Origin of the sequence: Variovorax sp. DXTD-1 (assembly GCF_003984625.1) — a bacterium.
Classification (GTDB): domain Bacteria; phylum Pseudomonadota; class Gammaproteobacteria; order Burkholderiales; family Burkholderiaceae_C; genus Variovorax.
Genome location: NZ_RWKH01000027.1, coordinates 1 through 23,952 on the forward strand (window position 1 = coordinate 1; position 23,952 = coordinate 23,952).

18 protein-coding genes are annotated in these 23,952 nt (G+C 67.4%); 8 read left to right on the forward strand and 10 right to left on the reverse strand.

Annotated features, from left to right (window positions below):
- Positions 1–48 precede the first annotated feature (48 nt).
- Positions 49–678, forward strand: a complete 630-nt coding sequence (locus tag EJI00_RS21780) for a hypothetical protein (protein ID WP_126749566.1) — start codon at positions 49–51, stop codon at positions 676–678.
- Positions 679–683: 5 nt separating this feature from the next.
- Complete coding sequence (locus tag EJI00_RS21785; RefSeq protein ID WP_126749567.1) at positions 684–1,268, forward strand: hypothetical protein; 585 nt, start codon at positions 684–686, stop codon at positions 1,266–1,268.
- A gap of 24 nt (positions 1,269–1,292) precedes the next feature.
- Here EJI00_RS21785 and mdeB read toward each other — a convergent pair whose 3' ends face one another.
- Positions 1,293–4,001: an alpha-ketoglutarate dehydrogenase gene (gene mdeB, locus EJI00_RS21790; RefSeq protein WP_126749568.1), complete on the reverse strand. Its 2,709-nt coding sequence runs from the start codon at positions 3,999–4,001 to the stop codon at positions 1,293–1,295.
- A 105-nt stretch (positions 4,002–4,106) separates the two neighbouring features.
- Between mdeB and EJI00_RS21795 the strand changes: the two genes are divergently transcribed.
- On the forward strand, positions 4,107–4,571 hold the full coding sequence (locus tag EJI00_RS21795) for an Lrp/AsnC family transcriptional regulator (protein WP_126749627.1): 465 nt from the start codon (positions 4,107–4,109) through the stop codon (positions 4,569–4,571).
- A 62-nt stretch (positions 4,572–4,633) separates the two neighbouring features.
- Here the strand turns inward: EJI00_RS21795 and EJI00_RS21800 are convergent, their stop codons facing one another.
- Entirely contained in the window at positions 4,634–6,892 is a 2,259-nt protein-coding gene (locus EJI00_RS21800; protein ID WP_126749569.1) for a PhoX family protein, read from the reverse strand.
- 130 nt (positions 6,893–7,022) lie between these two features.
- Positions 7,023–8,171: a murein transglycosylase A gene (locus EJI00_RS21805; protein WP_126749570.1), complete on the reverse strand. Its 1,149-nt coding sequence runs from the start codon at positions 8,169–8,171 to the stop codon at positions 7,023–7,025.
- On the opposite strand from EJI00_RS21805, the gene EJI00_RS25145 reads away from it, so the two are divergent.
- The 3 genes from EJI00_RS25145 to EJI00_RS21815 all read left to right on the forward strand — a co-directional run bounded on the left by EJI00_RS25145 (position 8,170) and on the right by EJI00_RS21815 (position 9,869).
- Entirely contained in the window at positions 8,170–8,331 is a 162-nt protein-coding gene (locus EJI00_RS25145; protein WP_185868186.1) for a hypothetical protein, read from the forward strand. The two genes, EJI00_RS21805 and EJI00_RS25145, sit on opposite strands and share 2 nt — an antisense overlap.
- A 197-nt stretch (positions 8,332–8,528) precedes the next feature.
- Complete coding sequence (locus tag EJI00_RS21810; protein WP_126749571.1) at positions 8,529–9,188, forward strand: OmpA family protein; 660 nt, start codon at positions 8,529–8,531, stop codon at positions 9,186–9,188.
- 117 nt (positions 9,189–9,305) lie between these two features.
- The gene (locus tag EJI00_RS21815) at positions 9,306–9,869 is read left to right on the forward strand and encodes an OmpA family protein (RefSeq protein WP_126749572.1); all 564 of its coding nucleotides are present in this window, start codon (positions 9,306–9,308) and stop codon (positions 9,867–9,869) included.
- A 4-nt stretch (positions 9,870–9,873) separates the two neighbouring features.
- Here the strand turns inward: EJI00_RS21815 and EJI00_RS21820 are convergent, their stop codons facing one another.
- From EJI00_RS21820 to EJI00_RS21835, 4 genes are read right to left on the reverse strand one after another with little or no spacing between them, the layout of a single operon-like run.
- Positions 9,874–10,500, reverse strand: a complete 627-nt coding sequence (locus EJI00_RS21820; protein WP_126749573.1) for a response regulator transcription factor — start codon at positions 10,498–10,500, stop codon at positions 9,874–9,876.
- Positions 10,501–10,542: 42 nt separating this feature from the next.
- Positions 10,543–12,597, reverse strand: coding sequence for a two-component system sensor histidine kinase NtrB (locus EJI00_RS21825; protein ID WP_126749574.1), 2,055 nt, complete (start codon positions 12,595–12,597; stop codon positions 10,543–10,545).
- Positions 12,598–13,413: a carbon-nitrogen hydrolase family protein gene (locus EJI00_RS21830; RefSeq protein ID WP_126749575.1), complete on the reverse strand. Its 816-nt coding sequence runs from the start codon at positions 13,411–13,413 to the stop codon at positions 12,598–12,600.
- A complete protein-coding gene (locus EJI00_RS21835; RefSeq protein WP_126749576.1) occupies positions 13,410–17,582 on the reverse strand; it encodes a YhdP family protein in 4,173 nt (1,390 codons plus the stop codon). The genes EJI00_RS21830 and EJI00_RS21835 overlap by 4 nt, the downstream gene beginning before the upstream one ends.
- A gap of 25 nt (positions 17,583–17,607) precedes the next feature.
- On the opposite strand from EJI00_RS21835, the gene glnE reads away from it, so the two are divergent.
- Complete coding sequence (glnE, locus tag EJI00_RS21840; RefSeq protein WP_126749577.1) at positions 17,608–20,406, forward strand: bifunctional [glutamate--ammonia ligase]-adenylyl-L-tyrosine phosphorylase/[glutamate--ammonia-ligase] adenylyltransferase; 2,799 nt, start codon at positions 17,608–17,610, stop codon at positions 20,404–20,406.
- Entirely contained in the window at positions 20,399–21,565 is a 1,167-nt protein-coding gene (locus EJI00_RS21845; RefSeq protein WP_126749578.1) for a septal ring lytic transglycosylase RlpA family protein, read from the forward strand. The genes glnE and EJI00_RS21845 overlap by 8 nt, the downstream gene beginning before the upstream one ends.
- Positions 21,566–21,576: 11 nt before the next feature.
- Here the strand turns inward: EJI00_RS21845 and EJI00_RS21850 are convergent, their stop codons facing one another.
- The 3 genes from EJI00_RS21850 to EJI00_RS21860 form a co-directional block, all read right to left on the reverse strand.
- A complete protein-coding gene (locus EJI00_RS21850) occupies positions 21,577–22,038 on the reverse strand; it encodes a carboxymuconolactone decarboxylase family protein (protein ID WP_126749579.1) in 462 nt (153 codons plus the stop codon).
- 89 nt (positions 22,039–22,127) lie between these two features.
- Entirely contained in the window at positions 22,128–23,009 is an 882-nt protein-coding gene (locus EJI00_RS21855) for an RNA polymerase sigma-70 factor (RefSeq protein WP_126749580.1), read from the reverse strand.
- A 67-nt stretch (positions 23,010–23,076) separates the two neighbouring features.
- Positions 23,077–23,934 (reverse strand): ferritin-like domain-containing protein, encoded by an 858-nt coding sequence (locus EJI00_RS21860; protein ID WP_126749581.1) that lies wholly within the window; start codon positions 23,932–23,934, stop codon positions 23,077–23,079.
- Positions 23,935–23,952: the final 18 nt, after the last annotated feature.

Genomic DNA, 23,952 nt, shown 5'->3' on the forward strand with positions numbered 1-23,952 from the left:
CTTTGGGTTCAATCTCAACGCGAGTTTCTAACCAGAGAGGAAATGAGAATGAAAAAAATCAAGAGAAACACGATTGCGACCGCGGTGACATTGCTCGCCCTCACAGGTTGCATGAGCATTTCCGAAGTCGTTCAAGTCCCCACCGACAAGCAATCAGCTGTAGCAAGTTTCCGGTTGCCGGTCATGCCGTTGGACGCGAACGAGACCGTCGTCTACGTCGTCAACAAGCCGGAGACCGCTTCGAATAAATGGGATCGAGGCGTCATCTTCACAACCGCTCTCGCCATCGAGGGAGCAACGGCACCGCTGGAAACCGTTCCGGGGCAATACGCGGTTGCCAAGATCAAACCTGGGAAGTACGCAGTTCGCGCGCAGCGCCTTTGCCATCCAGACGGGCCGGGTGGCAACGACAGCGAGCGCTTCCCATCGGCCGGAACCGTCATGCCCGTATGGCAGGCTGGTTGGAGCACCTACACGCGCAATTACGGTCCGGGTCTGCGCAGCGGCGAAGAGGTTTTCGACTTCCAAGGTGGCAAGACCTACGTGTTCTCGATCAACCCCAACTGTGCCCTGGTGGTAAAGGCCGGCGGCGTCTTGCTGTATCCGCGCATCCGTGAGGCGGATGAGCCGGGCGGCAAGTACCTGGTCATGACCAGTGCCCCAGCAAAAAAGCAGTGATCAACATGAAAATTAAATTGGGAACTCCTTGGCTCGTCACTCAGTTTTTGCTGGCCGCGACGTTGCTGAGTGGTTGTGTTTTTGCGGGCTATCGAACGCCGACAGCAGACGAGCCGCATGCGCAGTTGAGAGTCGACACGAAGGATTACCTTCGCATCCTCTCGCTCAACGAGAAAGGGTGCATTGCTCACTACAAGGTACTCGCGGAAGGGCCGTCCTTCTTTGGCATAGGCTCCTCGCAATCCGATCCATCGGTGCTACACCTGTTGCGCACGGACCAGGATGCCATCATGGAATACGTATCGCCGAGGCACGGCAACATGTGTCGGTTTCACTTCTCCTTTCGACCAGAAGCCGGCGAACGCTACAGACTCCTTGGCGATCGCTTCATCGACCCTAAGGGCGACACGTTCTTCGGCAAAAAGATCCCAGCTGAGAAGTGCGGAGTGATCGTTGTGAAGGAGGGTACCGAGAACCAGCAGACGCCGGTGAAGGCAGAAATGCTCCGGGTCGACTGGACGCCTGCTTGTAGTCGCTTCATCACACCAGAGGAGGCGAGCAAGAAGCGTCCTCCGGCACCTCCTTTTTGATCACTCGTCCGAAAGAGGTTCCGTTCACTTCAACGCATACCGCGCCGCCCGCGCAATGCTCTCCGCATCCACCCCAAAGAACTCCCGCAGCGCCGCGCGCGTATCGCTGCGGCCGAACCCATCCGTTCCCAGCGTGAGATAGCGGCGGCCTTCGGGCAGGAAGGCGCGCAAACTCTCGGGTACGGCGCGCACGTAGTCGGTGGCGGCGACGATCGGACCTTTGCCTCCCGAGCCGAGCTGCCGCGCGATGAACGGTACGCCGGCTTCCTTCTCGCCCGCAATCGCGCGCTGCTCGCAAGCCAATCCGTCACGCGCAAGTTCGCTCCAACTCGTCACGCTGAACACCTCGGCCTCGATGCCTTCGTCGGCCAGCAGCTGCGCGGCCTTGACGACTTCGGTGAGGATGGCGCCCGAGCCCATGAGCGTGACGGCCTTCTTCGTTTTCGCCTTGCCTGAAGCGGGCGCATACACGCCGAAGCGATAGCAGCCGCGCAGGATGTCCGCCTCTGCACCCTCGGGCACATCGGGTTGCGCGTAGTTCTCGTTCATGAGCGTGACGTAATAGAACACGTCCTTCTGCTCGACCATCATTTCGCGGATGCCCGCATCGACGATGACGGCCATCTCCCCGGCATAGGCGGGGTCGTAGGCCTTGCAGTTGGGAATGGTCGCGGCCACGAGGTGGCTGCTGCCGTCCTGGTGCTGCAGGCCTTCGCCGCCCAAGGTGGTGCGGCCCGATGTGGCGCCCAGCAAAAAGCCGCGCGCACGCTGGTCGGCCGCGGCCCAGATGGCGTCGCCCACGCGCTGAAAGCCGAACATCGAGTAGTAGATGTAGAAGGGCAGCATCGCGAGGCCGTGCACGCTGTAGCTGGTGGCGGCTGCCGTCCAGCTGGCAATGGCGCCGGCTTCGCTGATGCCTTCTTCAAGAATCTGGCCGTCGGTGGCTTCGCGGTAACTCAGCACGGAGCCGATGTCTTCGGGCGCATAGCGCTGGCCCACGCTCGAATAGATGCCGACCTGCTTGAACAGGTTGGCCATGCCGAAGGTGCGCGCCTCGTCGGCCACGATGGGCACGATGCGCGGGCCCAGGGCCTTGTCTTTCAGCAGGTTGCCGAGCATGCGCACGAAGGCCATGGTGGTGCTCATTTCCTTGCCTGCTGCCGCTGTCGCGAATTGCGCGTAGCTGGCAATGTCTGGCTTGGGCACGACGTCGCACGCGGTCTCGCGGCGGGGCATGGCGCCGCCGAGCGCGGCGCGGTGGCTGCGCAGGTACTGCATCTCGGCGCTGTCTTCGGGCGGGCGGTAGAAGTCCATCGCTATGGCCTGCGCGTCGGTGAGCGGCAGGTTGAAGCGGTCGCGAAACTCGATGAGATCGACGTCGCCCATCTTCTTGTGCGAGTGCGTGGTCATCTTGCCCTGCGCGGCGCTGCCCATGCCGTAGCCCTTCTTGGTGTGGGCGAGGATCACGGTCGGTTGGCCCTTGTGCGCGGCCGCGGCGGCATAGGCGGCGTATATCTTCACGAGGTCGTGGCCGCCGCGTTTCAGCCGGTCGATCTGCTCGTCGGTCATGCCTTCGGCCAGGCGCGCAAGCTCGGGGTTCTGGCCGAAGAAGTTGTCGCGGTTGAAGCGGCCGTCCTTGGCCGCAAAGGTCTGCATCTGGCCGTCCACGGTGTTGGCGAACACGCGCGCGAGCGCGCCGCTCATGTCCTGCGCGAAGAGGCCGTCCCAGTCGCTGCCCCACACGAGCTTGACGACGTTCCAGCCCGCGCCGGCAAAGAGTTTTTCGAGCTCGTCGATGATGCGGCCGTTGCCGCGCACCGGGCCGTCGAGGCGCTGCAGGTTGCAGTTGACGACCCACACGAGGTTGTCGAGCTTCTCGCGCGCGGCAAGCGTCAGCGCGCTCATCGATTCGGGCTCGTCCATTTCGCCGTCGCCGAACACGCCCCACACCCGTCGCTTGTCGACGGGCGTTCCATCCTCTTTGCGGCCTTCCTCGCAATCGAGCAGGTTGCGGTGCGTGAGGTAGCGCATGAAGCGCGCGTGGTAAATCGAGCTGATCGGGCCGATGCCCATCGAGCCGGTCGGGAACTGCCAGAAATCCGGCATCAGGTAGGGATGCGGATAGCTGCTCAAGCCGCGCGCGCCGCTGCCTTGGGTGAAGGCGGGCGCAGTCAGCTCCTGGCGGTAGTGCTTCAGGTCTTCTTCGCTGAGGCGGCCTTCGAGGTACGCACGCGCATAGACGCCGGGCGCGCTGTGCGGCTGGAAGAACACGAGGTCACCGCGATGCGCATCTTCGCCCGAGTCCTTGCGCGCATGAAAGAAGTGATTGAAGCCGGTCTCGAACAAGTCTGCCGCGCTGGCGTAGCTGGCGATGTGGCCACCGAGTTCGCCATACGCCTGGTTGGCCTTGGCCACCATCGCGAGGGCGTTCCATCGCATCAGCGAAGCCAGGCGCTCCTCGACGGCCAGGTCGCCCGGGAACGGCGGCTGGTCTTCCACCGCAATGGTGTTGACGTAAGGCGTTGCGAGCTCGGGCTGCCAACCGATGCGTTGCTGCCGCGCGAGGCGGGCAAGCTCCACCAGCATCTGCCGCGCGCGCTGGGGGCCATGCGTTTGCGCCAGCGCCAGGAAGGCATCGCGCCATTCGGCGGTCTCAGCAGGGTCGGGGTCGTGCGAGAGCGGCGTGTCGAGCAGCAGCGCGCGCATCTGGTCGGATGAAATCGGGGCGTTCATGCCGGCACTTTAGGCCGCAACGGCAAGAATTAGCTACCGGCTTGGGCATACCCACGGCGCCAACGCAGCATAAAATTCTTGAAAACCAACCGAACGCCGCATTTCGTGCAACTCGACACCATTGACCTGCGCATCCTCGACGAGCTGCAACGCGACGGCGGGCTGTCGAACGTGGAGCTGGCGCGCCGCGTTCAGCTGTCGCCTTCGCCGTGCCTCGCACGCGTGAAGGCGCTGGAAGCCGGCGGCGTGATCGACCGCTATGTGGCGCTCGCGAACGCAAAGGCGCTGGGCCTGGGGCTCAACGTGTTCATCTCGATCAGCCTCACCACGCAAAGCAAGCAGTCGCTCGCCGACTTCGAGCAGCGCATTGCCGAGCACGACGAGGTGATGGAGTGCTACCTGATGACGGGCGACAGCGACTACCTGATCCGCATCGCTGTGGCGGACATGGCGGCGCTGGAGAAATTCATCCTGGAACAGCTCACGCCGATTCCAGGCATCGAGAAGATCCGCTCGAGCTTTGCGCTCAAGCAGGTGCGATACAAGACTGCGCTGCCGTTGCCAAGGTAAATACCGCCCGGGTTGCACGCAACCCGGGCGGTACCAGGTACCAACAAACAGCCAGTCTTTGCTTACAGGCCGATCAGGCCGCCATCGTCCTTGGTGATGACGACCGTGGCCGAGCGCGGGCGGGCCGTGCCGCCTTCGGGCCAGTGGCTGCCGAACTTCGTCGGGTCGCTGATGTTTGCCGCAGCGGTCGTTTCACCCGGGTGCTGGATGTTGACGAACAGCGCGCGGCCGTCGCCCGATTCGGCGATGCCGGTGATCTCGCAGTCCTTCGGGCCGACCAGGAAGCGGCGCAGGCCGTCGGTACCGGGCGCCTTGCCGATGAAGGTAGCCTGCGTCGCGCTGGTGGCGCCGTCCACGTTGGTGATCGTCTTCGCCGCGCCGTCTCCCACCTGGCCCGGCAATGCCGCGAGCATCATGCAGTTGGTCACGTCGGTGTACTTGCCGTCGTCGGTCTGCAGCCACAGCAGGCCGGCGGTCGCGTGGCTGAACCACATGCCGTCGGGGCTGGAGAAGTCGTTGTCGGCAACCAGGTTGGACAGGTTGACGTCGGCCGATGCCGTCGAGCGCGCACCGAACAGGTAGACGTCCCAGTTGAAGGTGACGGCCGCGGGGTCGCCGCCGGCGTCGGCAAAGCGAACGATGTGGCCGTTCGGGTTGCCCTTCTGCGCCGTCTGGGCCGCGCCCTTGGGGTCGTTGTAGTAGCGCGGGTTGGCAGCATCGGTATTGCTGATGGTGCGCGCGGCGTTGTTGGTGAGGGTGAGGTACACGTCGCCGTTCTTCGGATTGACGGCGGTCCACTCGGGGCGATCCATCTTGGTCGCGCCCGCAACGTCGGCGGCAAGGCGGGCGTTGATCACCACGTCGGCCGCATCGGCGAAGGGGTACGTCGCGTTGCCGGAGGTGATGCCGTTCACGCCGAGCGAGAGCTCCAGCCAGTTGCCGGTGCCGTCGGCGTTGAAGCGAGCGACATACAGCTTGCCGTCGTCCATGTACTTGTCGCCGGCCGCAATGCCGCCGCCGATGTCGGCCGCATCCCAGGCCTTGGTGGAGACGAACTTGTAGAGGTACTCATTCTGCGAGTCGTCACCCATGTACCAGACCAGCGGCTTGCCGACCACGACCGGGCCGAGGCACGCGCCTTCGTGGCCGAAGCGGCCGAGCGCGGTGCGCTTCTTGGGCGTGCTGGCCGGGGTGAAGGGGTCGATCTCGACCACCCAGCCGTAGGTGTTGGCACCATTGCGGAAGTCGTCGGTGGCGGTGGCGCCGGTCACCTGGGTATTCCAGCGGCCGTAGATGTTGTCGGCCGTGTCGGGCGTGACGGTGGCCCACAGTTCGCGGCCGGTGCTCGAAACACCGTAGCGTGCGAACGAGGTGATTTCCTTCGCCGTGCGGTTGGGGTTGTCGGTGGCCGCAATGCGGCGGAAGTAGCCGGCCCAGTTCTCTTCGCAGGTGAGGTACGTGCCCCACGGCGTGGTGCCGTTGGCGCAGTTGTTGAGCGTGCCGCGGGTCTTGCTGCCGTCGGTCGAATACCTGGTCTTCAGGTAGTCGGTCCTGGCGGCCGGACCCGAGAACGTCATTTCGGTGAGGGTGTGAACGCGGCGGTTCAAGTTCGAGTCTTGCTTGTAGCTCCAGGCGCTGCCGTTCTTGTTGACCTCGATCACGCTCACGCCGTGCAGGTAGAACTCGCGCAGCACTTCGTCGGCCACGGTGCGAACCGCTGCATTGCCGGTGCCGGTGATGGTCTGGCCGGCGGGGTGCAGGAACAGCGGCGTGATGGCTTCGTGGTTCATCACGAGCAGGCCGCGCGCCGCATTGGCGGGGTCCCACTTGTTCGAGCCGTCCATGCCGAAGAAGGTCATGCCGTCGTGGTGGTCGCCGGCACGGCGGTCGTAGGTGGCCGGATCGTCCGTGCCGTCGTTCTTGTAGGCAGCTACGCCGTTCGCAATCGGGTCACCCAGGCGGTAGAGCACGCTGGCGGTGTAGCCGGCCGGCACGCTCACCACGTCCTCCAGGCTCTTGGCCACGGCATTGAACCCGAGCTTGGGTGCGGCGGGCGCGGGCGGCGGTGCGGGAACAGGGGCCGGCGCTGGCGCCGGCGCAGGTGCCGGAGGCAGCACGGGGAAGCCGATGCCCCCACCGCCACCACCACCGCCGCATGCCTGCAGCAACGCGGTGCCGGCCGTGCCGACGCCCAGGCCGAACAGGTGGCGGCGGCTCAGGCGCGACGCGATCAGGTCGGTGAAAGAGGGATTCGAAGTGGGGTTGGTGCCGATGTCGTCGAGATCGATCGAAGGATCGTCGCTGCGGGAGTTTGCGGTCATGCGCAATATCTTTCGTGGGTTGAACAAGAAATCAACCCGCGAAGGTAGTCAGTTCGCATGACATCCGCGTGAAACGCTCAGCCTCCGGCCAGCCGCGCTGACTGCCCTTCGACCGGCAGCTGGCGCCCCGTCAGGGCGCCGGCATTTGCCTTGGCCACAGCGCCCACAGGCGCAGCGGCTGGTTCATGCTGGCGGCCAGCCGGCCGGCATCGGCGCCGGTTCCGGCAAAGTAGTCCGCGCGCACGGCGCCGACGATGGCGCTGCCGGTGTCCTGCGCGACCACGAGCTTCTGCAGCTGCGCGGCGGGGCCGCTCGAGGCGAGCCACACCGGCGTGCCGTACGGAATGCTTTCGCGGTCGACCGCGATGGAGCGCCCCGCCGTGAGCGGCACGCCCTGCGCGCCGCGCGGGCCGAACGAAGCGTCCAGCTCGCTCATCGTCTCTTCGCGGAAGAACACATAGCGCGGATTGCTCCACAGCAATTGCGGCACGCGCTGCGGGTTCTGCGCGGCCCAGGCCTTGGTGTCGTCAGGCCATTTGCCGACCTTCGACACCCCTTGCGACATCAGCCATTGCTGCACGCTCTTGTAAGGCTGCTCGTTGGTGGCCGCAAACGCCACGCGCACGGTGCGCTGCACGCCGTTGGCTTCGGTGATGCGAAGGCGCCCCGAGCCCTGGATGTGCAGCATGAGCGCGTCGATCGGGTCGGCCATCCACGCGATCTCGCGGCCGCGCAGCGCCGCCTGGGCCTCGGGCAGTGTTTCGATTTCTTGCCGGGTGTACCAGGGGCGGCGCGGCACCAAGCCTTCCGGCGCCTGGTAGATCGGAACGTTGAAGGTGGCGGTGGGCACGCGCGAGGCGTCGTACACCGGCTCGTAGTAGCTCGTGAGCTTGCCTTCGCTGGAGCCCGCGAGCGACTCGACCCGGTAGGGCTGCAGCCGGTCGGTCATCCACTGCCGCTGCTCTTCGGGCGTGGCAATGGCCAGCTGGCGCACGTCTCGGCACAGCGGCGCAAAAGCCGCGTTGGGGCGCGCGCAGTTGGCAAGCAATGCAATCCAGGCTTCGTGCAGCGGATCGTCGCTGAAGCCCGGAAGCTCCGACCAGCCGACAGGAACCCATCGGCTCTTGGGATGCGCCAGCGAGCCGGTCAGGGGCCCGAGGTCGCGCGGGGGCGTTACGGTGGGGCGTGCCGGGGTTTCCGGCGCGCGCGGGCTGAGCGAGCAGCCCGCCATCGTTGCTACGATCGCGAGCCCTACCAGCCACTGGAGTCCATTTCTCATGGGATTGATTTTGCTTGAAGCCCTCGGGGCCGGGCTCGTGCTCATATTGATCGTCTGGTGGACCATGTTTTCCGGTCGAAAGAAGGGTGAGCTGCACGAAGAAGATGAGACCGCCGACGACAACGAGTCCTCCAGGCAGGGCCGCCCTCCAGAGGGTTGAATTTCTCGCGTAGCCGCAAGTCGCAGGGACATGTCGGAGAAGAACCCATTAGCTATTACTTTAGTAGCAACCATCCTAGCACTCATCGAACGCGGCACAAGGTTTTCCTGTTTTCGGCGGATCGGTAAGGCCGTACCATCGCATGCTTGCCGAAGCTAAGCTGTGGCCCGCCTGATTCATCCTTGAAAGGGAAAGCCATGAAAAAATTCGTTCTCGCCACCTCCGCCGCCGCCCTCGTCCTGTCCGGATGCGCCGGCGGCATGACCGACACCCAGCGCAACACCGGCATTGGTGCCGGCATTGGCGCCTTGGGCGGTGCGGCCATCGGCTCCGCCACCGGCGGCAACCGCGGTGCCATCGGCACCGGCGCCGTGGTCGGTGCCGCAGCCGGCGCGCTCGGCGGCTACCTGTGGTCGCAGCGCATGGAAAACCAGAAGCGCCAGATGGAAGCCGCCACGCAAGGCACCGGCATCGCCGTGACCCAAACGCAGAACAACGAGCTCAAGCTCCAGATTCCGAGCGATGTGTCGTTCGACGTGGGCCGCTCCAACATCAAGTCGAACTTCGCGCCCGTGCTCGACCAGTTCGCAAGCGGCCTGCGCAACAACCCGAACGCCGAGGTGCGCATCATCGGCCACACCGACAACACCGGCTCGGACGCCATCAACAACCCGCTGTCGGTCGACCGTGCCGCCAGCACGCGCGACTACCTGGTGGCACGCGGCGTGAGCGCCGCGGCCTTCCGCATCGAAGGCCACGGCTCGCGCGAGCCCATTGCCGACAACAACAGCGATGCCGGCCGGGCCCAGAACCGCCGCGTCGAAATCTTTGTGGGCGAGCGCGCGCCGCGAGGCTGACCTCGCCAGAAGACAGAAAAATAAGCAAGTAAGCCAGACAAGAAGAAAAAAGCCGGCCGGGCGGGAGCGGCCGGCGCCCGTCGTTATCGTTTCAATGTCAATCCAGAGGGAAAACTCATGAGGAAGTTTGTTGTTTCGGGTGCGGCTGCGGCCGCATTGTTCATTGCGGGCTGCGCTTCGCAATCGCCTGCGCCGGGTGCTGCAAGCGCACCGGATGCCCAGTCGGCCGCGCCGTCCAACAGCTGGACCGCGCGCCTGGCGTCGCTCAAGACCGAGTTGGAAAATTCCACCAAGGGCACGGGCGTGGTGATCGAGCAAACCGCGGACAACCAGCTGCACCTTGTGGTTCCCAACGAACTCTCGTTCGACGTGGGCCGCTCCAACGTGAAGCGCAACCTCGCCCAGGTGCTCGACAAGGTCGCCGAAGGCCTGCGCAGCGCCACCGCGGCCAGCGTGCGCGTGGTGGGCCACACCGACAACACCGGCAGCGAAGAAGGCAACGAGCGCCTCTCGGTGAGCCGCGCCGACAGCGTGCGCAACCACCTGGTGGCGCGCGGCGTTTCGACCACCGCCATCACCACCGACGGCCGCGGCTCGCGCGAGCCCCTGGCCGACAACGGCACCGCTGCCGGCCGTGCGCAGAATCGCCGCGTCGAAATCTTCGTCGCGGAAAAGTCCTGATCTCTTAGAGATCCCTCAAGCGGTTGGCCAGCTCGACCGCTGATTTCACTTCCATCTTTTCGAACACGCGCGCGCGGTGGACCTCCACCGTGCGCACGCTGATGGCCAGTTGATCGGCAATCAGCTTGTTCGGCAAGCCTTCGACCACGAGCCGCATCACGTCACGCTCGCGGTCGGTCAGTTCGGCGATGCGGTCGGCCAGGCTGCGGCGCACGCGCTGCACTTCGAGCGCCCGAAGCGAAGCACCCAGCGCCTGCTCGATGCGGTCGACCAGCGCGTTGTCCGAAAACGGTTTCTCGCAAAAGTCGAACGCACCGCGCTTCACCGCGTCGACCGCGGTGGGCACATCCGCGTGGCCGGTCAGAAAAATAACGGGCATGGCGTCCAGGAGTCCGCGTTCGGCAAGCCGGTCGAACAGCACCAGTCCGCTGGTGCCAGGCATCCGTACATCCAGCAGCAGGCACAGCGGCTGCTGAGGCAGCGGCCCCTCGGCCAGGCGCTGCTCGAAGGCTTCGGCGCTCGCAAAATGCTCGCTCTCGAGGCGGCGCGAGCGCAGCAGCCAGGCCAATGCCTCGCGCACGCTGACGTCGTCGTCCACGATGAAGATGAGACCGTCGATCAGCGGTTGCATATCAGTCGTTTCAAAAATGTGGCCGCGGCAAACCTGCAAGGGTCATGCCGCCGGCAGGGTAAAGCGGAACACCGTGCCCCGGGGCTGGTTGGGCTCGAACATCAACACGCCGCCGTGCTGCTCCACCACGGTGCGGCACAGGCTGAGGCCAAGCCCCATGCCGTCGGCGCGCGTGGTGAAGAAAGGCGTGAAGAGGCGGCTCGCCACCTCTTCGCTGATGCCGCTGCCGAGGTCGGCCACCGAAAACTCGAGCCAGCGCCGCACGTCCTCCGCGCCGGCACCGGTGCCGCCCACCGCGACGGCGCGCGCCACGCGCAGCCGCAGCACCCGTTCTCCGGCATTGTCCGGCGTGTCCATGGCCTGCATGGCGTTGCGCGCCAGGTTGAGCAGCACCTGCTCGACCAGCGTGCGGTCGCACATGGCCTGCGGCAGGCGGTCTTCCAGCAGCACCTCGATGATCACGCCGAGCTTGCGCGCCTGCAGCCGCACCAGCGGCAGCACCGCATCGACCAGCGCCTGCGGGGCCACTGCCTCGCGCGTGCGGTCGCGCCGGCGCACGAAGTCGTGCACGCTGCGAATCACCTGGCCGGCGCGGTCGGCCTGCTCGGCAATGCGCCGCACGGCCATGGCCACTTCGGCCTGCTCGCCCTTGGCGTGGGGGCCAAGCATGTTGAGCGACCCGGTGGCGTAGCTGGCAATCGCGGCCAGCGGCTGGGTGAGTTCATGGCTCAACAGCGATGCCATCTCGCCCACGGTGGCAAGCCGCGCGCTGGCCTGCAGGCGCTCCTGGCTCGCGCGCGAGAGTTCTTCGATGCGGCGCTGCTCGCTGATGTCGATGAAGGCGCTCATCCAGCCGGTCTGCACGCGCTGCGCGTTGATGAGCGGGGCCTCGAAGATGAGCACCGGAAAGCGCGTGCCGTCCTTGCGCATGAAGACCGACTCGAAGCCCTCGCGCGGCGGCATGCTCCCGGCCAGGCGCCTGGCTTGCCGCTGCTGGTATTCGTGCGCCAGCTCGGTGGGCCAGTAGGGCACCTCGGTCGATTCGCCGCTGCCGGCCATGAGCTCTTCGGGGCTGAAGCCGACCATTTCGCAGAACGCCGGGTTGACGTAGGTGATGCGGCCCTGCAGGTCCCGCGCGCGCAGGCCGGTAATGACCGAGTCTTCCATCGCCTTTCGAAAGGCGAGCGCATCGGCCAGGTCGCGCTCGGCGCGCAGCCGGCGCCGCGTGTCGCGCGCCAGCAGCACCAGCACCGACACCAGTGCAATCGAGATGCCGGTAACCAGCGCCGTGAGCACGTTCGGAAAAAGGTCGGGCGCCGCGCGCCAGCCGTCGACGCGCAGCATCAGCGCGGCACCGGGCAGATCGATGAGCTGCTGCGAGGTGAAGACGCGCGTGCCGGTGCGGCGCGACGTGCCGAGCGCCACGAGCCGCGTGCCGTCGGTTTCGGTAAAGGCCACCTCCTGCCCGCGCGTGAGCGTGGGGCCGACCAGTTCGATCAGTGTGTCGCGCAGCGAGTAGCTCGCCACCAGGAAACCGCCTGCGTCGATGGGCACGCAGAGCTCCATCACCTCGACGCCGCCGCCGCCGAGCACCGGCACGAAGTGGCTCGGCGAATAGGCGGGCGCACCGAGCTTGCGCGCGGCCGTGCAGGCCAGCGCCACGTCGGTCTGGTCGGCGCCGCGGCTCTCCTCGTCGATGAGGCGCATGCGGTAGGGCGTGTTGGCCGACTCCAGCGGACGCAGCGCGGCGTCGCGCCACTCGAGGCGAAGCCACTCGCGATGCTCCCTCAGCAGCGTGGCCGCGGCCTCGGGCCAATGCGTGCGGTCCAGGCCCGAAGCCTGGGTGGCGCGCAGGCTCTGCGCGTTGCGCTGCAAGCCGATGCGAAGGTCGGACACCGCATCGGCCGTGTCGCGGTCGAGCGCCGCCTGCACCTGCTCCACTTCATGCCGCCCCGCGAGCCACACCACGGTGACGAGCAATGCGGACACCAGCACGGCCAGGATGAGCCAGAGAAACCAGCGCTTCCACAGCGAGCGCAAACGCGCGAACGCCAACAGCGCCCACCGTGGCGATGCGGCGGTCAGCACATCCTGCATCTAGAGCACGCAGTGCGAGAGCACCGGCAACTGTGCGCGCATGCGCCCGGTCTGCCCGGCATCGATGTCGAACAGCACGACGCCTTCTTCGAGGGCCTGCTGCGCAACCACGGTGCCCCACGGGTCGACCACCATCGATTGGCCCCAGGTGTGGCGGCCGTTCTCGTGCGTGCCGCCCTGCGCGGGCGCGACCACCCATGCGAGGTTTTCGATGGCGCGCGCACGCAGCAGCACCTCCCAGTGCGCGGCGCCGGTGGTGCGGGTGAAGGCGCTGGGCACCAGCAGCAGGTCGGCGCCCTGTTTGGCGAGCGCGCGGTACAGCTCCGGAAAGCGCAGGTCGTAGCAGACCCTCATGCCCACGCGCCAGCGGTGGCCATCGCGGGACGGCAAATCGAACACCACGGGCGTGGCGCCCGGTGCAATGACGCGGCGCTCGTCGTAGCGCTCGGTGCCGTTGTCGAAGTAGAACAGGTGGATCTTGTCGTAGCGCGCCACGCACTGGCCGCCGGGCGAGTAGCACAGCGAGCTGTTGAACACATGCTCCGCATCGCTGCTCTCGATGGGCAGCGTGCCGCCGACGATCCACAGCCCGAACTCGCGCGCCGCATCGGCAAGAAAGCCCTGCACCGTGCCGGCGCCGGCGGTTTCGCGCAGGCCCAGCTTGTCGGTGTCGCGCGCACCCATCATGCAGAAGTACTCGGGCAGCACCGCCAGCTCGGCGCCGTCCGCCGCGGCTTGCGCGAGCAGGTTGTGGGCGCGCGCGAGGTTGGCTTCGCGGGCGATGGCCGACACCATCTGGATGGCTGCGACTTTCATTGCGTGGTCTCCGTTTTCCGGCCTTCGGCGGCGGGCGCCGGCGCGGGAAGATTCAGGGGATTGGGCAGGATGGACCGCGGCACCTTGGCTATCTTGGGGTCGGCCCAGGTGCCTTCGATGTGAAACTCCTGCGTGGCGGCGGCCGCGAGCGGCTTGCTCAGCACCCATTGGGCCAGGAAGGTGCCCAGCCCGATGGCGGGGTTGATGGCGGTGGCCACCAGCGCGGCCGTGCCGGCATTGATTTCGGGCACCACCACCACGCGCAGGTCCTGGGTTTCGCGCACGATGTCCGCCGAGCCGTCCATCAGCGCGGCGGCGTTGACGCCCTTCATCTGCAGGTTGTTGGTGCTCGCGATGCCGTTCGTGATCTTCGCGTCGCCGCGAATGAAGTCGAAGGCGAAGCCCTGGCTGAACACATCGCGGAAGTCGAGCGTGAGCCGGCGCGGCAGCGCCTGCAGGCTCAGCACGCCAAGCAGCTTGGCAAGGCCCGGGTCGGCCTTGAGGAACTGGCCCGATCCCACGTTGACCTGCAGCTGCCCGCCCAGGCTGGGATAGTCGAGCGAGAACGGCGAGCCGCGCCAGTTGACGTCGCCCTCGAGCCGCCCGCTGCCGCGCCGCAGCACGCCGGGCATGCCGAAGCGCGCAAGCAGGTCGCCGGCATCGGCAATGTCGAGCCTGAAGGTCATGGCGGTGCGGCGCTGCTCGACGCGTCCGGCCCTGCCGCCCGGCACGGCGGCCCAGGTGCCCTTGGCCGCGAAGCTCGCCTCGGGCATGGTGAAGCTCAGCTTGTTGAGCAGCCATTCGCGGCCCGCGCCGCCGCGGTTGACGGCATCGATTTCGGCGCGGCCGAGCCGCTTGCCGAGCAGTTCGAAATCGTCGATGACGATATCGAGCGCGGGCAACGTGCCGGGCTGTTCGTCGAGCAGCGTCTCGACCTGCGTCGCCTCGGCCGGCGCAATCTTGAGCCGCGCGAGCCGCGCATAGAGGCGCCCGGCTTGCGACTCGCTGTACTCGGCATAGCCGCTGAGTTCGGTGGCGTCGATGTTGGCGCGCCAGAGCGAGCCGTCGCGCGTGCCGCCCAGCACCACGTTGTGCAGCGTGCGGCCTGCAATGCCGAGCTCCTGTGCCCGCACGGCGATGCGCGTGGGGAGGTAGCCCATGGCCGCGTCTTCGGCTCGATCGGCGCCGCCCGCTTCAGCCGCATTGGCCGCGGTGTCGCCGACCAGGGCTTTCCACGCGGGCATGTCGAGCTTGGCGACGTTCACGTTGGCGAGCACGCCCCTGTCGGGCACGCTGGCGGTTTCGCCCGGCGCCAGGCCGATGCCGATGCTTCCGCGCAGCACCCGCGCCTCGGCGCCCGAGATGTCGCGGACATATTGCGCGCTGCCGATGCGGCCGAGCTCCAACGAAAGCTGGTCTTGCACCGCAACGGCGGCACCCGCTCGGGTTTCGCGTTGCAGCACCTTCTTTTCGATGCGCAGCGGCATCTGCTCGTCCGCCGTCTTCACGAGCGGAGCGGGCAGCTGCAAGGCAAGGCCCTGCAAGGTGCTGGTCAGCAGGAACTCGGGCGCGCCATCGCGCATCGAGAAAGTGACCGCGTACGGCGTGCTGCCCGTCGCCTTGGCCGCGATGCGGGCCAGCCACTCGGCCTCGCGCGCGCTGCGAAGGCCGTCGGCTGTTGCGGTGCCCTGCGCCTTGAGTGTCACCTCGCGGTTGGCGCCGGCAAAGCGGCCTCGGCCTTCGATGCGGACGTCGCCGCCCAGCAGCCTGGCATTGACGCCGGCCAGCGAAAAGTTGGTTTCGGTAAAGCCGACGACGCCCTTTGCGTGCGTGAACGACGGCGCCTCGGGCGCCAGCTGCAGCTCGTTGTCCGACAGCGCGATGCTGGCCTGGACCTTGGCCGCGTCCATGTCCTCGAGCGGCAGTTCGAGATGCAGGCGGTAGTCGGCCGAGCCGGTGGCGCGCGCCCGGGACAGCGCCTCGGCGGCTTCGCCGGCCAGCGGGGCGCCCACGCGCAGCAGTTCGCCGAGCGGTCCCCTGGCCTGGGCGTCGACACGCAGCAGCGATGCGTGATGCGACATGTCGGCGATCTGCGCTTCGGCCTTGGTCACCTCGATGCCGGTGGCCCCCGCCAGCCGGCCGCGCGCATTGCGCACCAGCATGCCCGCGCGCTCGAACACCAGCTCGCCCGAGACGCCGGTCAGGGCGGGCCAGACCGCCGCGGGCGTGCCGGGCCGGGCCGAGGCGGCGGCCCTGGAGGCGGTGGACGCCGCGGTGGCGGAGGCCGGCGGCACATAGGCGTAGTTGACGTCCGCCACCTTGGCCACGATGCGGAACTCGCCCTGCTTCGGATCCATGAAGGGCATGTCGTGCAGGTCGCCGCGCACGCGGAAGTCGACGCTGCTGGCCGTGCCCTTGGTGACCGCCTGGCGCACGTAGTCGCGCGTGTGCTGGGGAATGTCGAGCGGCAGGTAGCGGAACACGCGCGTGCCGTCGGCGCGGGTCAGCTTGCCCTGAAGGTCGAGCACGCCGGGGTAGAGCGCCTGGCCGGCGGATACGGCGGGATCGCTGGTGCGCCAGCTGGCCTCGGCCTCGCCCTCCGCATCGGCGTTGGCGAAGCGCAGCTTGGAGACCTGCAACTGCGCATGGCCCTTGTCGAGCTTCCATTGAAGCTGGGCCGCCAGCCGGTCGATGGGAATGACGGGCTCCTCGAACACGCCCGGAAATTCGAGCGTGCCCTGCGCCATGGACAGCGCGGCGGTGCCGCCGTTGTGGGTGGCGTCGAAATCGATGGTGGCGCCGCTCAGGCCGGGCGAGCCGGCGTGCGCGTGGGGGGTGGCCGAGGCGCCGGCCTTGGGAGCTGCGGCAACCACGGGTGGGGCGGGCTGCGACGCGACCCGCAGGCCGCTGACGCGCCCCTTGGCCTGGTAGCGCTCGGGCGCACCCAAAGAACCCTGCCAGTTCAGGTCGATGCGCTCGACCAGCCCACGCGGCGCATAGGCATCGAGCACACGGTGCGTGGCCTCGCCCAGCGGCAGGCGGTCGGCAATGAGGGCCAGCGCGGCCAGGTCGAGCCGGTCGGCGCGCAAGGCGCCGTGCTCCGGCGTGCGGCCGCGCGCGGGCGAGTGCTGCATCCACAGGTTGCCGCCGGGCCAGCGCATGCCGTCGGCGGTGTCGAACTGCAGGGCGGTGGTCGAGAACTCGAAGTTCTCTTCGTTCAGCTGGCCGGCCAGGCGGCCGGTGACCGCGCGCAGCACCAGCGGCTGCAATCCCCGCCCCAGCGACGCGTCGACGCGGTTGAGCCCGAGGTCGGCCGCGCCGCCCACGATCTGCCCGTCTTTCACGTCGGCCCAGACGCGCAGCGCGCCGCTGCCTTCGCGGATGCGCGCGTCGATGGAGACGTAGCGGCCCAGGCGGGTCACGTCCATGTAGGGCAGGTCGGCGTAGAGCTGGCCGTCCCACGTCTGCCAGCGGCCCGAGCGCACCGACAGCAGGGGCTGGCGGAACTGGCCGCGCAGGGTGAAGCGCTCGCCCCAGCCGGCCGGCGGGGTGGCGTCGAGCCGCAGCCCATGGCGGCGGCCGCCGTTGCGGGCCACAAAGCGCACGTCGGTCAGCAACAGGGGCTCGGCCTGGCGCTGCTCGTCGGTCCAGCGGACGGTGCCGCCTTCGACCACCAGTTCGCGCTGGGCGAAAAACCAGTCGGCGGCGCGGGTCTCTCCGGTGGTGTCGTTCGACATGTGCAGGCCGGCCACGTGCAGCTTGCCCAGCGCATCGCGCCGCACGTCGACCTGCGGTCCTTCGATGTAGAGCTGCTCGAAATTGAGGCGCCACAAGGAGCGCGGCGACACGCTCGCCACCACCCGTACAAGCCGCAGGGCCTCGCGCTGGCTGGCATCATGCAGCACCACGTCGCGCAACTCGAAGGCGGGAAACAGACTATCGGAACGGGCGGTGATCGACCCGATGCGCACAGGTACCCCGATGGCCTTGCTGGCTTGTGCCTCCAGGGCACCACGGTAATCGCCGATTCGCGGCACAATCCACGCGTGTAGGACAACCACTGACAGTGCAAGCAGAAGCCATGCAGCGATCAGTAAACCCAGCAGCCAGCGCGCCGTCGCAGCGGTGATCTTGAGCAGACGTGAAGGGGGAGACGCCGTGTCGTTCATTGAGGATCGCGCTGTGTCGGGAATTATGACCGCCAGCCATCAGAGGGGTTCCACGGAAACCAATATCAGTGTGAACCAGTTGCCAACCACGCCCACGCCACCTATCGCGATCGAAGTCGCGTTTTCTTCCTATTCGCGCTTCGTGCAGCGCCTGCGCCGCAGGTATGCGGCCGAACTTGCATTGCTTCCTCCCGGCGCGCCGCTGCGCGAGTCGATATCGAAGGCCTACGAGGCATTGCGCGCACGCGGCGACAGCGTCGGCGATGCGCTGCGCATTGTGCGGCAGCTCGTGATGGAACGGCTTGTAACGCTCGATTGCGATGCCCAGGCGCCGCTCGCCGTGGTAACCACCGCCGTGACCGAGCTCGCGGAATTCGCGCTCGACATCGCCTGCCGCGACGCCTGCCACGAGCTCGACGCGCTGCATGGCGCGCCGCTCGGCCCCGAAGGCCAGCGCGCGCAGCTCTGGGTGGTGGGCATGGGCAAGCTCGGCGCGCGCGAGCTCAACGTGTCGAGCGACATCGACCTGATCTACCTGTACGACCTGGACGGCGAAACCCGCGGCGACGCCGCCGGCCGCGGCCGGCTGTCGAACCAGGAGTATTTTTCGCGCGCCGTGAAGCGCATCTACGCACTGGTGGGCGACACCACCGAGCACGGCTTCGTGTTTCGCGTCGACCTGGCGCTGCGGCCCAACGGCAATTCCGGGCCGAGCGTGGTCTCGCTCGACGCGCTGGAAGAATATTTTCAGGTGCAGGGCCGCGAGTGGGAGCGCTTTGCCTGGATGAAGAGCCGGGTGGTGGCGCCGCGCGACATCGTTTCCGAAGGCCATGCGCAAGGCCTGCGCGCCACGGTGCTGCCCTTCGTGTTCCGCCGCTATCTGGACTACAGCGTGTTCGACTCACTGCGCACGCTGCACCGGCAGATTCGCGAGCAGTCGGCACGCCGCAGCGCGGGCCGGCCCGAGCGCGCGAACGACGTCAAGCTGTCGCGCGGGGGCATCCGCGAAATCGAATTCACCGTGCAGCTGCTGCAGGTGGTGCGCGGCGGGCAGTTCCCCGAGCTGCGCACCCGCCCGACGCTCGACGCGTTGCAGCGCCTGGCGCGCGCCGGGCTCATGCCGCAGGAAACCGCCGATGCACTGGCCTCGGCCTACGAGTTCCTGCGCCGCGTGGAGCACCGCATCCAGTACCTGGACGACCAGCAGACCCACATGCTGCCGGTGGGCGACGACGACCTGCGCTGGATTGCCCAGACCATGGGCTATGCCAACTGTTGCCCCTTTCTCGAGCAGCTTGATACGCACCGCGAACTGGTGGCGCAGGAGTTCGACAAGCTGCTCGGCGGCGAGAAGCCCTGCAACGGCAAGTGCAGCGGCAAGAAGGCCTCTGCGCCCGCCGACCTGGCCGATCTGCTCGACGACTTGCCGCCGGCGTTTGCGGATCGCATTCGCAACTGGTGCGAGCAGCCCCGCGTGCTTGCCCTGCGTGAAGAAACCCGGGCCCGGCTGCGCCAGCTGGTGCAGCGCACCGGACAGTGGCTGAAAGAGCCCGACGGCGACGGCCCGGGGCAGACGCCGCGCCATGCGGACGCCGCATTGCGTTGGGCCGACTGGATCGAGCCGCTGCTGCGGCGCGAGAGCTACCTGGCGCTGCTGGTCGAGCGCCCCGCGGTGCAGGAGCGGCTGCTGCGGCTGCTGGGCGCCGCGAAGTGGCCGGCGCGCTACCTCATGCAGCACCCGGGCGTGATCGACGAACTCGCGAGCGACGAAATGCTCTCGGGCCGCTTCGTGGCGGCCGAGTTCGAACGCGAGCTCGAAGCACGCCACGCCTCGCTCAGCCGCACCGGCGAAGCCGATGAAGAGCGGCTGTTGAACCTGCTGCGCCATGCCCACCACGCCGAGGTGTTCCGCACGCTGGCACGCGACGTGGACGGCCGCATTACCGTGGAGCAGGTGGCCGACGACCTGAGCGCGCTGGCGGACACCACGCTGCGCGTGACGGCCCGCTGGTGCTGGCCGCACGTGCGCAACCGCCACCGCGAAGCGCCGCAGTTTGCCATCATCGGATACGGCAAGCTGGGCGGCAAAGAACTGGGCTACGGCAGCGACCTGGACATCGTGTTCGTCTACGACGATGACGACGAGCGCGCCGGCGAGGTGTACGCGGCCTACGTGCGCAAGCTCATCAACTGGCTCACGGTGAAGACGCGCGAGGGCGACCTGTTCGAGATCGACACCGCGCTTCGGCCGAACGGCAATTCGGGCCTGCTGACCACCAGCTTCGAAGCCTATGAGAAGTACCAGCTTGGCCGCGGCAGCAACACGGCATGGACGTGGGAACACCAGGCCATGACGCGCGCACGCTTTGTGCTCGGCAGCATCGAGCTCGGCGCGCGCTTCGACCAGGTGCGCAACGCCGTTCTGGTTGCTCGACGCGACCGCGAGGCGCTGAAGGCCGAGATCATCGCCATGCGTAACAAGCTTCGCGGCGCACGGCCGGTGAAGGCCGACCGCTTCGACGTGAAGCACAGCCCGGGCGGCATGGTGGATGCCGAGTTCGCGGTGCAGTTTCTGGTGCTGTCGGACTCGGGCGAGCACCCGGAGCTGATTCCCAATGTGGGCAACATCGCGCTGCTGATGCGCGCCGAAGAAGCCGGCCTGCTACCCGCCGGTGTCGGCCGCAAGGCTGCGGCGGCGTACCGCGAACTGCGGCGCGTGCAGCATCGCGCCCGCCTCAATGAAGAACCGACCCAGGTCACCCCGCCTGCATTGGCCGCCGAGCGCGATGCCATGCTGGCCTTGTGGAAGGCTGTATTTGGCTGAGCGAGCCGGCACCCAAGCCCCCGCCGCGCTGGCTGCGTGCGCGGTGGCCGTCGCCGTCCTTCTTGCGGGCTGCGCAAGCGGCACCCGCAGCGGCGGCGGTGCGCTGAGCGGCCGCGACGGCCCGGGCACGAACATTCCGTCAGACCTCGACCGGGTGCCCGATGCCGAGCCCCGCATCGAAGCCATTCGCAGCAGCGGCGGCACCAGCAAGCCCTACACGGTGCTGGGCCGGGCGTACCAGCCGATCACCGACGACCGGCCATTCCGGGAATCGGGCATCGCCTCGTGGTACGGCCGCAAGTTCCACAGCGCGTCGACCGCGAGCGGCGAGCCCTACGACATGTACGCCATGACGGCCGCGCACAAGACCCTGCCGTTGCCGAGCTACGTGCGGGTGCGCAACCCGGCCAACGGGCGCGAGGTGATCGTGCGGGTGAACGACCGCGGCCCTTTCGTCGACGGCCGGATCATCGACCTGAGCTACACCGCGGCGCTCAAGCTCGACCTGCTGCGCGGCGTGGCGCCGGTGGAGATCGAGCGCATCACGAACGAGGACATCCGCACCGGCGCTTGGCGGCGGGACTCGGGAACCGCGTATGCCGCGGCGCCGCCGGCACCATCGCCGCCCCGGCGTGCGGCGGCTGCATCGGTGGCCGTGCCTTCAGCCTGGGTGGCGCCGGTGGCGATGAATGCGCCGGAGGCCTCGACGATGCCGGTCGTGCCGCAAACGCCAATGGCTCCGACGGCGCCGATGGCGCAGACAGAAGAGGTCGCGCAAGCGGCGCCGGCAACGCTCGAGGCCGATACCGCGCCGCCGCCGCGCCAGCCCATGGTGGTCACCGACCTTGCGCCCATGGCGCCGCTGTCCGCGCCGACGGCGCCGGCAGCGGCCCCGTCGGCAGCCGCGCCATCTTCCGCCGCAGTGGCGGGCTTCTGGGTACAGCTCGGTGCCTTCCGCGAGCGCGATGGCGCGGAAAGCCTGCGCAACCAGGCGGCGCGCGGCCTGCCTTCACTGGCGCCGCAGCTGCGCGTTTTCAGCGAAGCCGGCACGCACCGGCTGCAGGCCGGACCCTTTGCCTCGCGCAATGAAGCCGGCGAGGCCGTGACGCAGCTGCGCGACAGCCTGCGCATCGCGCCGATGGTCGTCGAGCGCCGCTGAAGGAAAGAAGCTCAGTCCAGCGCCTTGGCGGCGACGGGCATGCGCATGCCGACGTTGAGCCGGTTCCAGGTGTTGATCTGCGCGACAGCCACGGTGAGCTCGGCAATTTCGACATCGCTGAACTGCGCCTTCAGGGCTGCGAACTCGGCTTCGCGCTCGTCGTGATGGTCGGCCAGCCGCGTGAGCGATTCGGCCCACGCCAGCGCGGCGCGTTCGCGCTCGTTGAAAAAGCTTACTTCGCGCCAGGTCGCCAGGCTGTTGATGCGCTGCCATCCCTCGCCCTGCTTGCGCAGGTCGCGCACGTGCATGTCGAGGCAGTAGGCGCAGCCATTGATCTGCGAGACGCGCGCGAACACCAGATCGAGCACCGTCTTGCCGACGGTGCTCGAATCGATGCTGGCGCTGACGGCCAGGATGGCTTCGAAGGTCCGGGGGATGGTCTTGAACCAGTTCAGGCGCGGGGTCGTGTTCATGAAGATGCTCCAGTGGTTTGGGTTTGAAAGATCTGCTTCCTACCCACTGAAGACGGGCCGGCACCCGGCCCTGTGACACGCTGCGCGAACTACTGCGAAGAAAAAAGCCGGGCGATGCGCGCCAGCTTGTCGGGGTTGCGCTGGGCGCGGATGCGCACGATGCGCTCGCCCTCGATCTCGAACGTCTGCGCCGATTCAAGCTGCCCATCGAAGAAGCGCAGCAGCCCCGGCTCGCCGTTGATGTCCACCAGTTCCATGCGCACCGCAGGGCCCATGCGGCGCCAGAGCGCAAAGTAAAGCTGCGCCAGCCGCTGGCTGCCGCGCAGGACCTTGCTGAAAGACTGCACCTTGCCACCGCCGTCGCCGATGAGTTCGACGTCTTCCGCCATCAGCGCCTTCAGGTCCTGCAGGCTGCCGCGCGCGGCCGCATCGGCAAAGGCGCGCAGCAGGCGCTGGTGGGTTTCGCGCGAGACCTGGAAGCGCGGGCGTGCCTCCTGCACCTGCGCCTTGGCGCGGTGCACCAGCTGGCGGCAGGCGGCTTCGCTCTTGCCGAGGGTGCGCGCCACTTCTTCGTAGTCGGCGTCGAACACCTCGCGCAGCAGGAAGGCGGCGCGCGCCTCGGGCGCGAGGCGCTCCAGCACGGCAAGGAAAGCGACCGACACGTTGTCGGCGCGCTCGAGCAGCTGCTCGGGCGTGGCGGGGGCGTCGGTGAGCGTCGGCTCGGGCATCCAAGCCCCGATGTAGTGCTCCCGCTGGACCTTAGCGGCGCGCAGCCGGTCGATGGAAAGACGGGTGACGACGGTGACCAGCCAGGCTTCGGCGCTGTCAAAACCGGCCTTGTCGGCCTCGTGCCAGCGCAGCCAGGCGTCTTGCACCACCTCTTCGGCCTCGGCAACGGTGCCGAGCATGCGGTAGGCAATGCCCTGAAGGCGGCGGCGGTGGCTGTCGAAAGTAAGGGTGGCGTCGTCCATGGTCACAAGACGGGCGAGCGGCCTGGTTTGTGACAGGCCATTTCGCGGGACGCGCCCCTTTATCCCTTCAAGCGCCCTGGTACTCGGCCTTCGGTCCGAGGTTGGCGGAGACTTCCTTGCGGTAGCGGTTGAGTTCCTGCACGGTCTTGAAGCTGCGGTTCATGAGCAGGCTCAGGTTGTGCAGGATGCGCTCGCCGACCTTGCCCTCCCAGACGGCATCGAACTTGATCTGCTTGTCCAGCCAGTGCTCGAGCCAGTCGGGGTCGGGCATGCGGCTCTGGATGGTGTCGTTGGGGAACAGCGCCTTATTGACGTGCAGGTTGGTCGGGTGCAGCGCCTGGGCGGTTCGGCGCGCACTGGCCATGAGCACGCCCACCTTGGCGAATGCGGCACGGGCCTCGTCGCCGAACTTTTCCATGGCGCGCTTCATGTAGCGCAGGTAGGCGCCGCCGTGGCGGGCTTCGTCCTGGCTCAGGGTGGTGTAGATGTGCTTGATGACCGGCTCGGTGTGCCACTGGGCCGCGCGGCGGTACCAGTGGTTGAGGCGGATCTCGCCGCAGAAGTGCAGCATGAGGGTTTCGAGCGGGGGCGCCGGGTCGAAGTCGAAGCGCACTTCGTGCAGCTCCTGCTCGGTAGGCGCATGCTGGGGGCTGAAGCGCTTGAGGTACTCCATGAGCACCAGCGAGTGCTTCTGCTCCTCGAAGAACCAGATCGACATGAAAGCCGAAAAGTCGCTATCGTGGCGGTTGTCGCGCAAGAACATTTCGGTGGCCGGCAGCGCCGCCCACTCGGTAATGGCGTTCATCTTGATGGTTTGCGCCTGTTCTTCGGACAGCAGCGAAGCATCGAACGACTGCCAGGGAATGTCCTTGTCCATGTCCCAGCGGACAGATTCGAGTTGTCTGAAGAGTTCCGGATAAAGCATCAAAATCTTTCTAAGGCC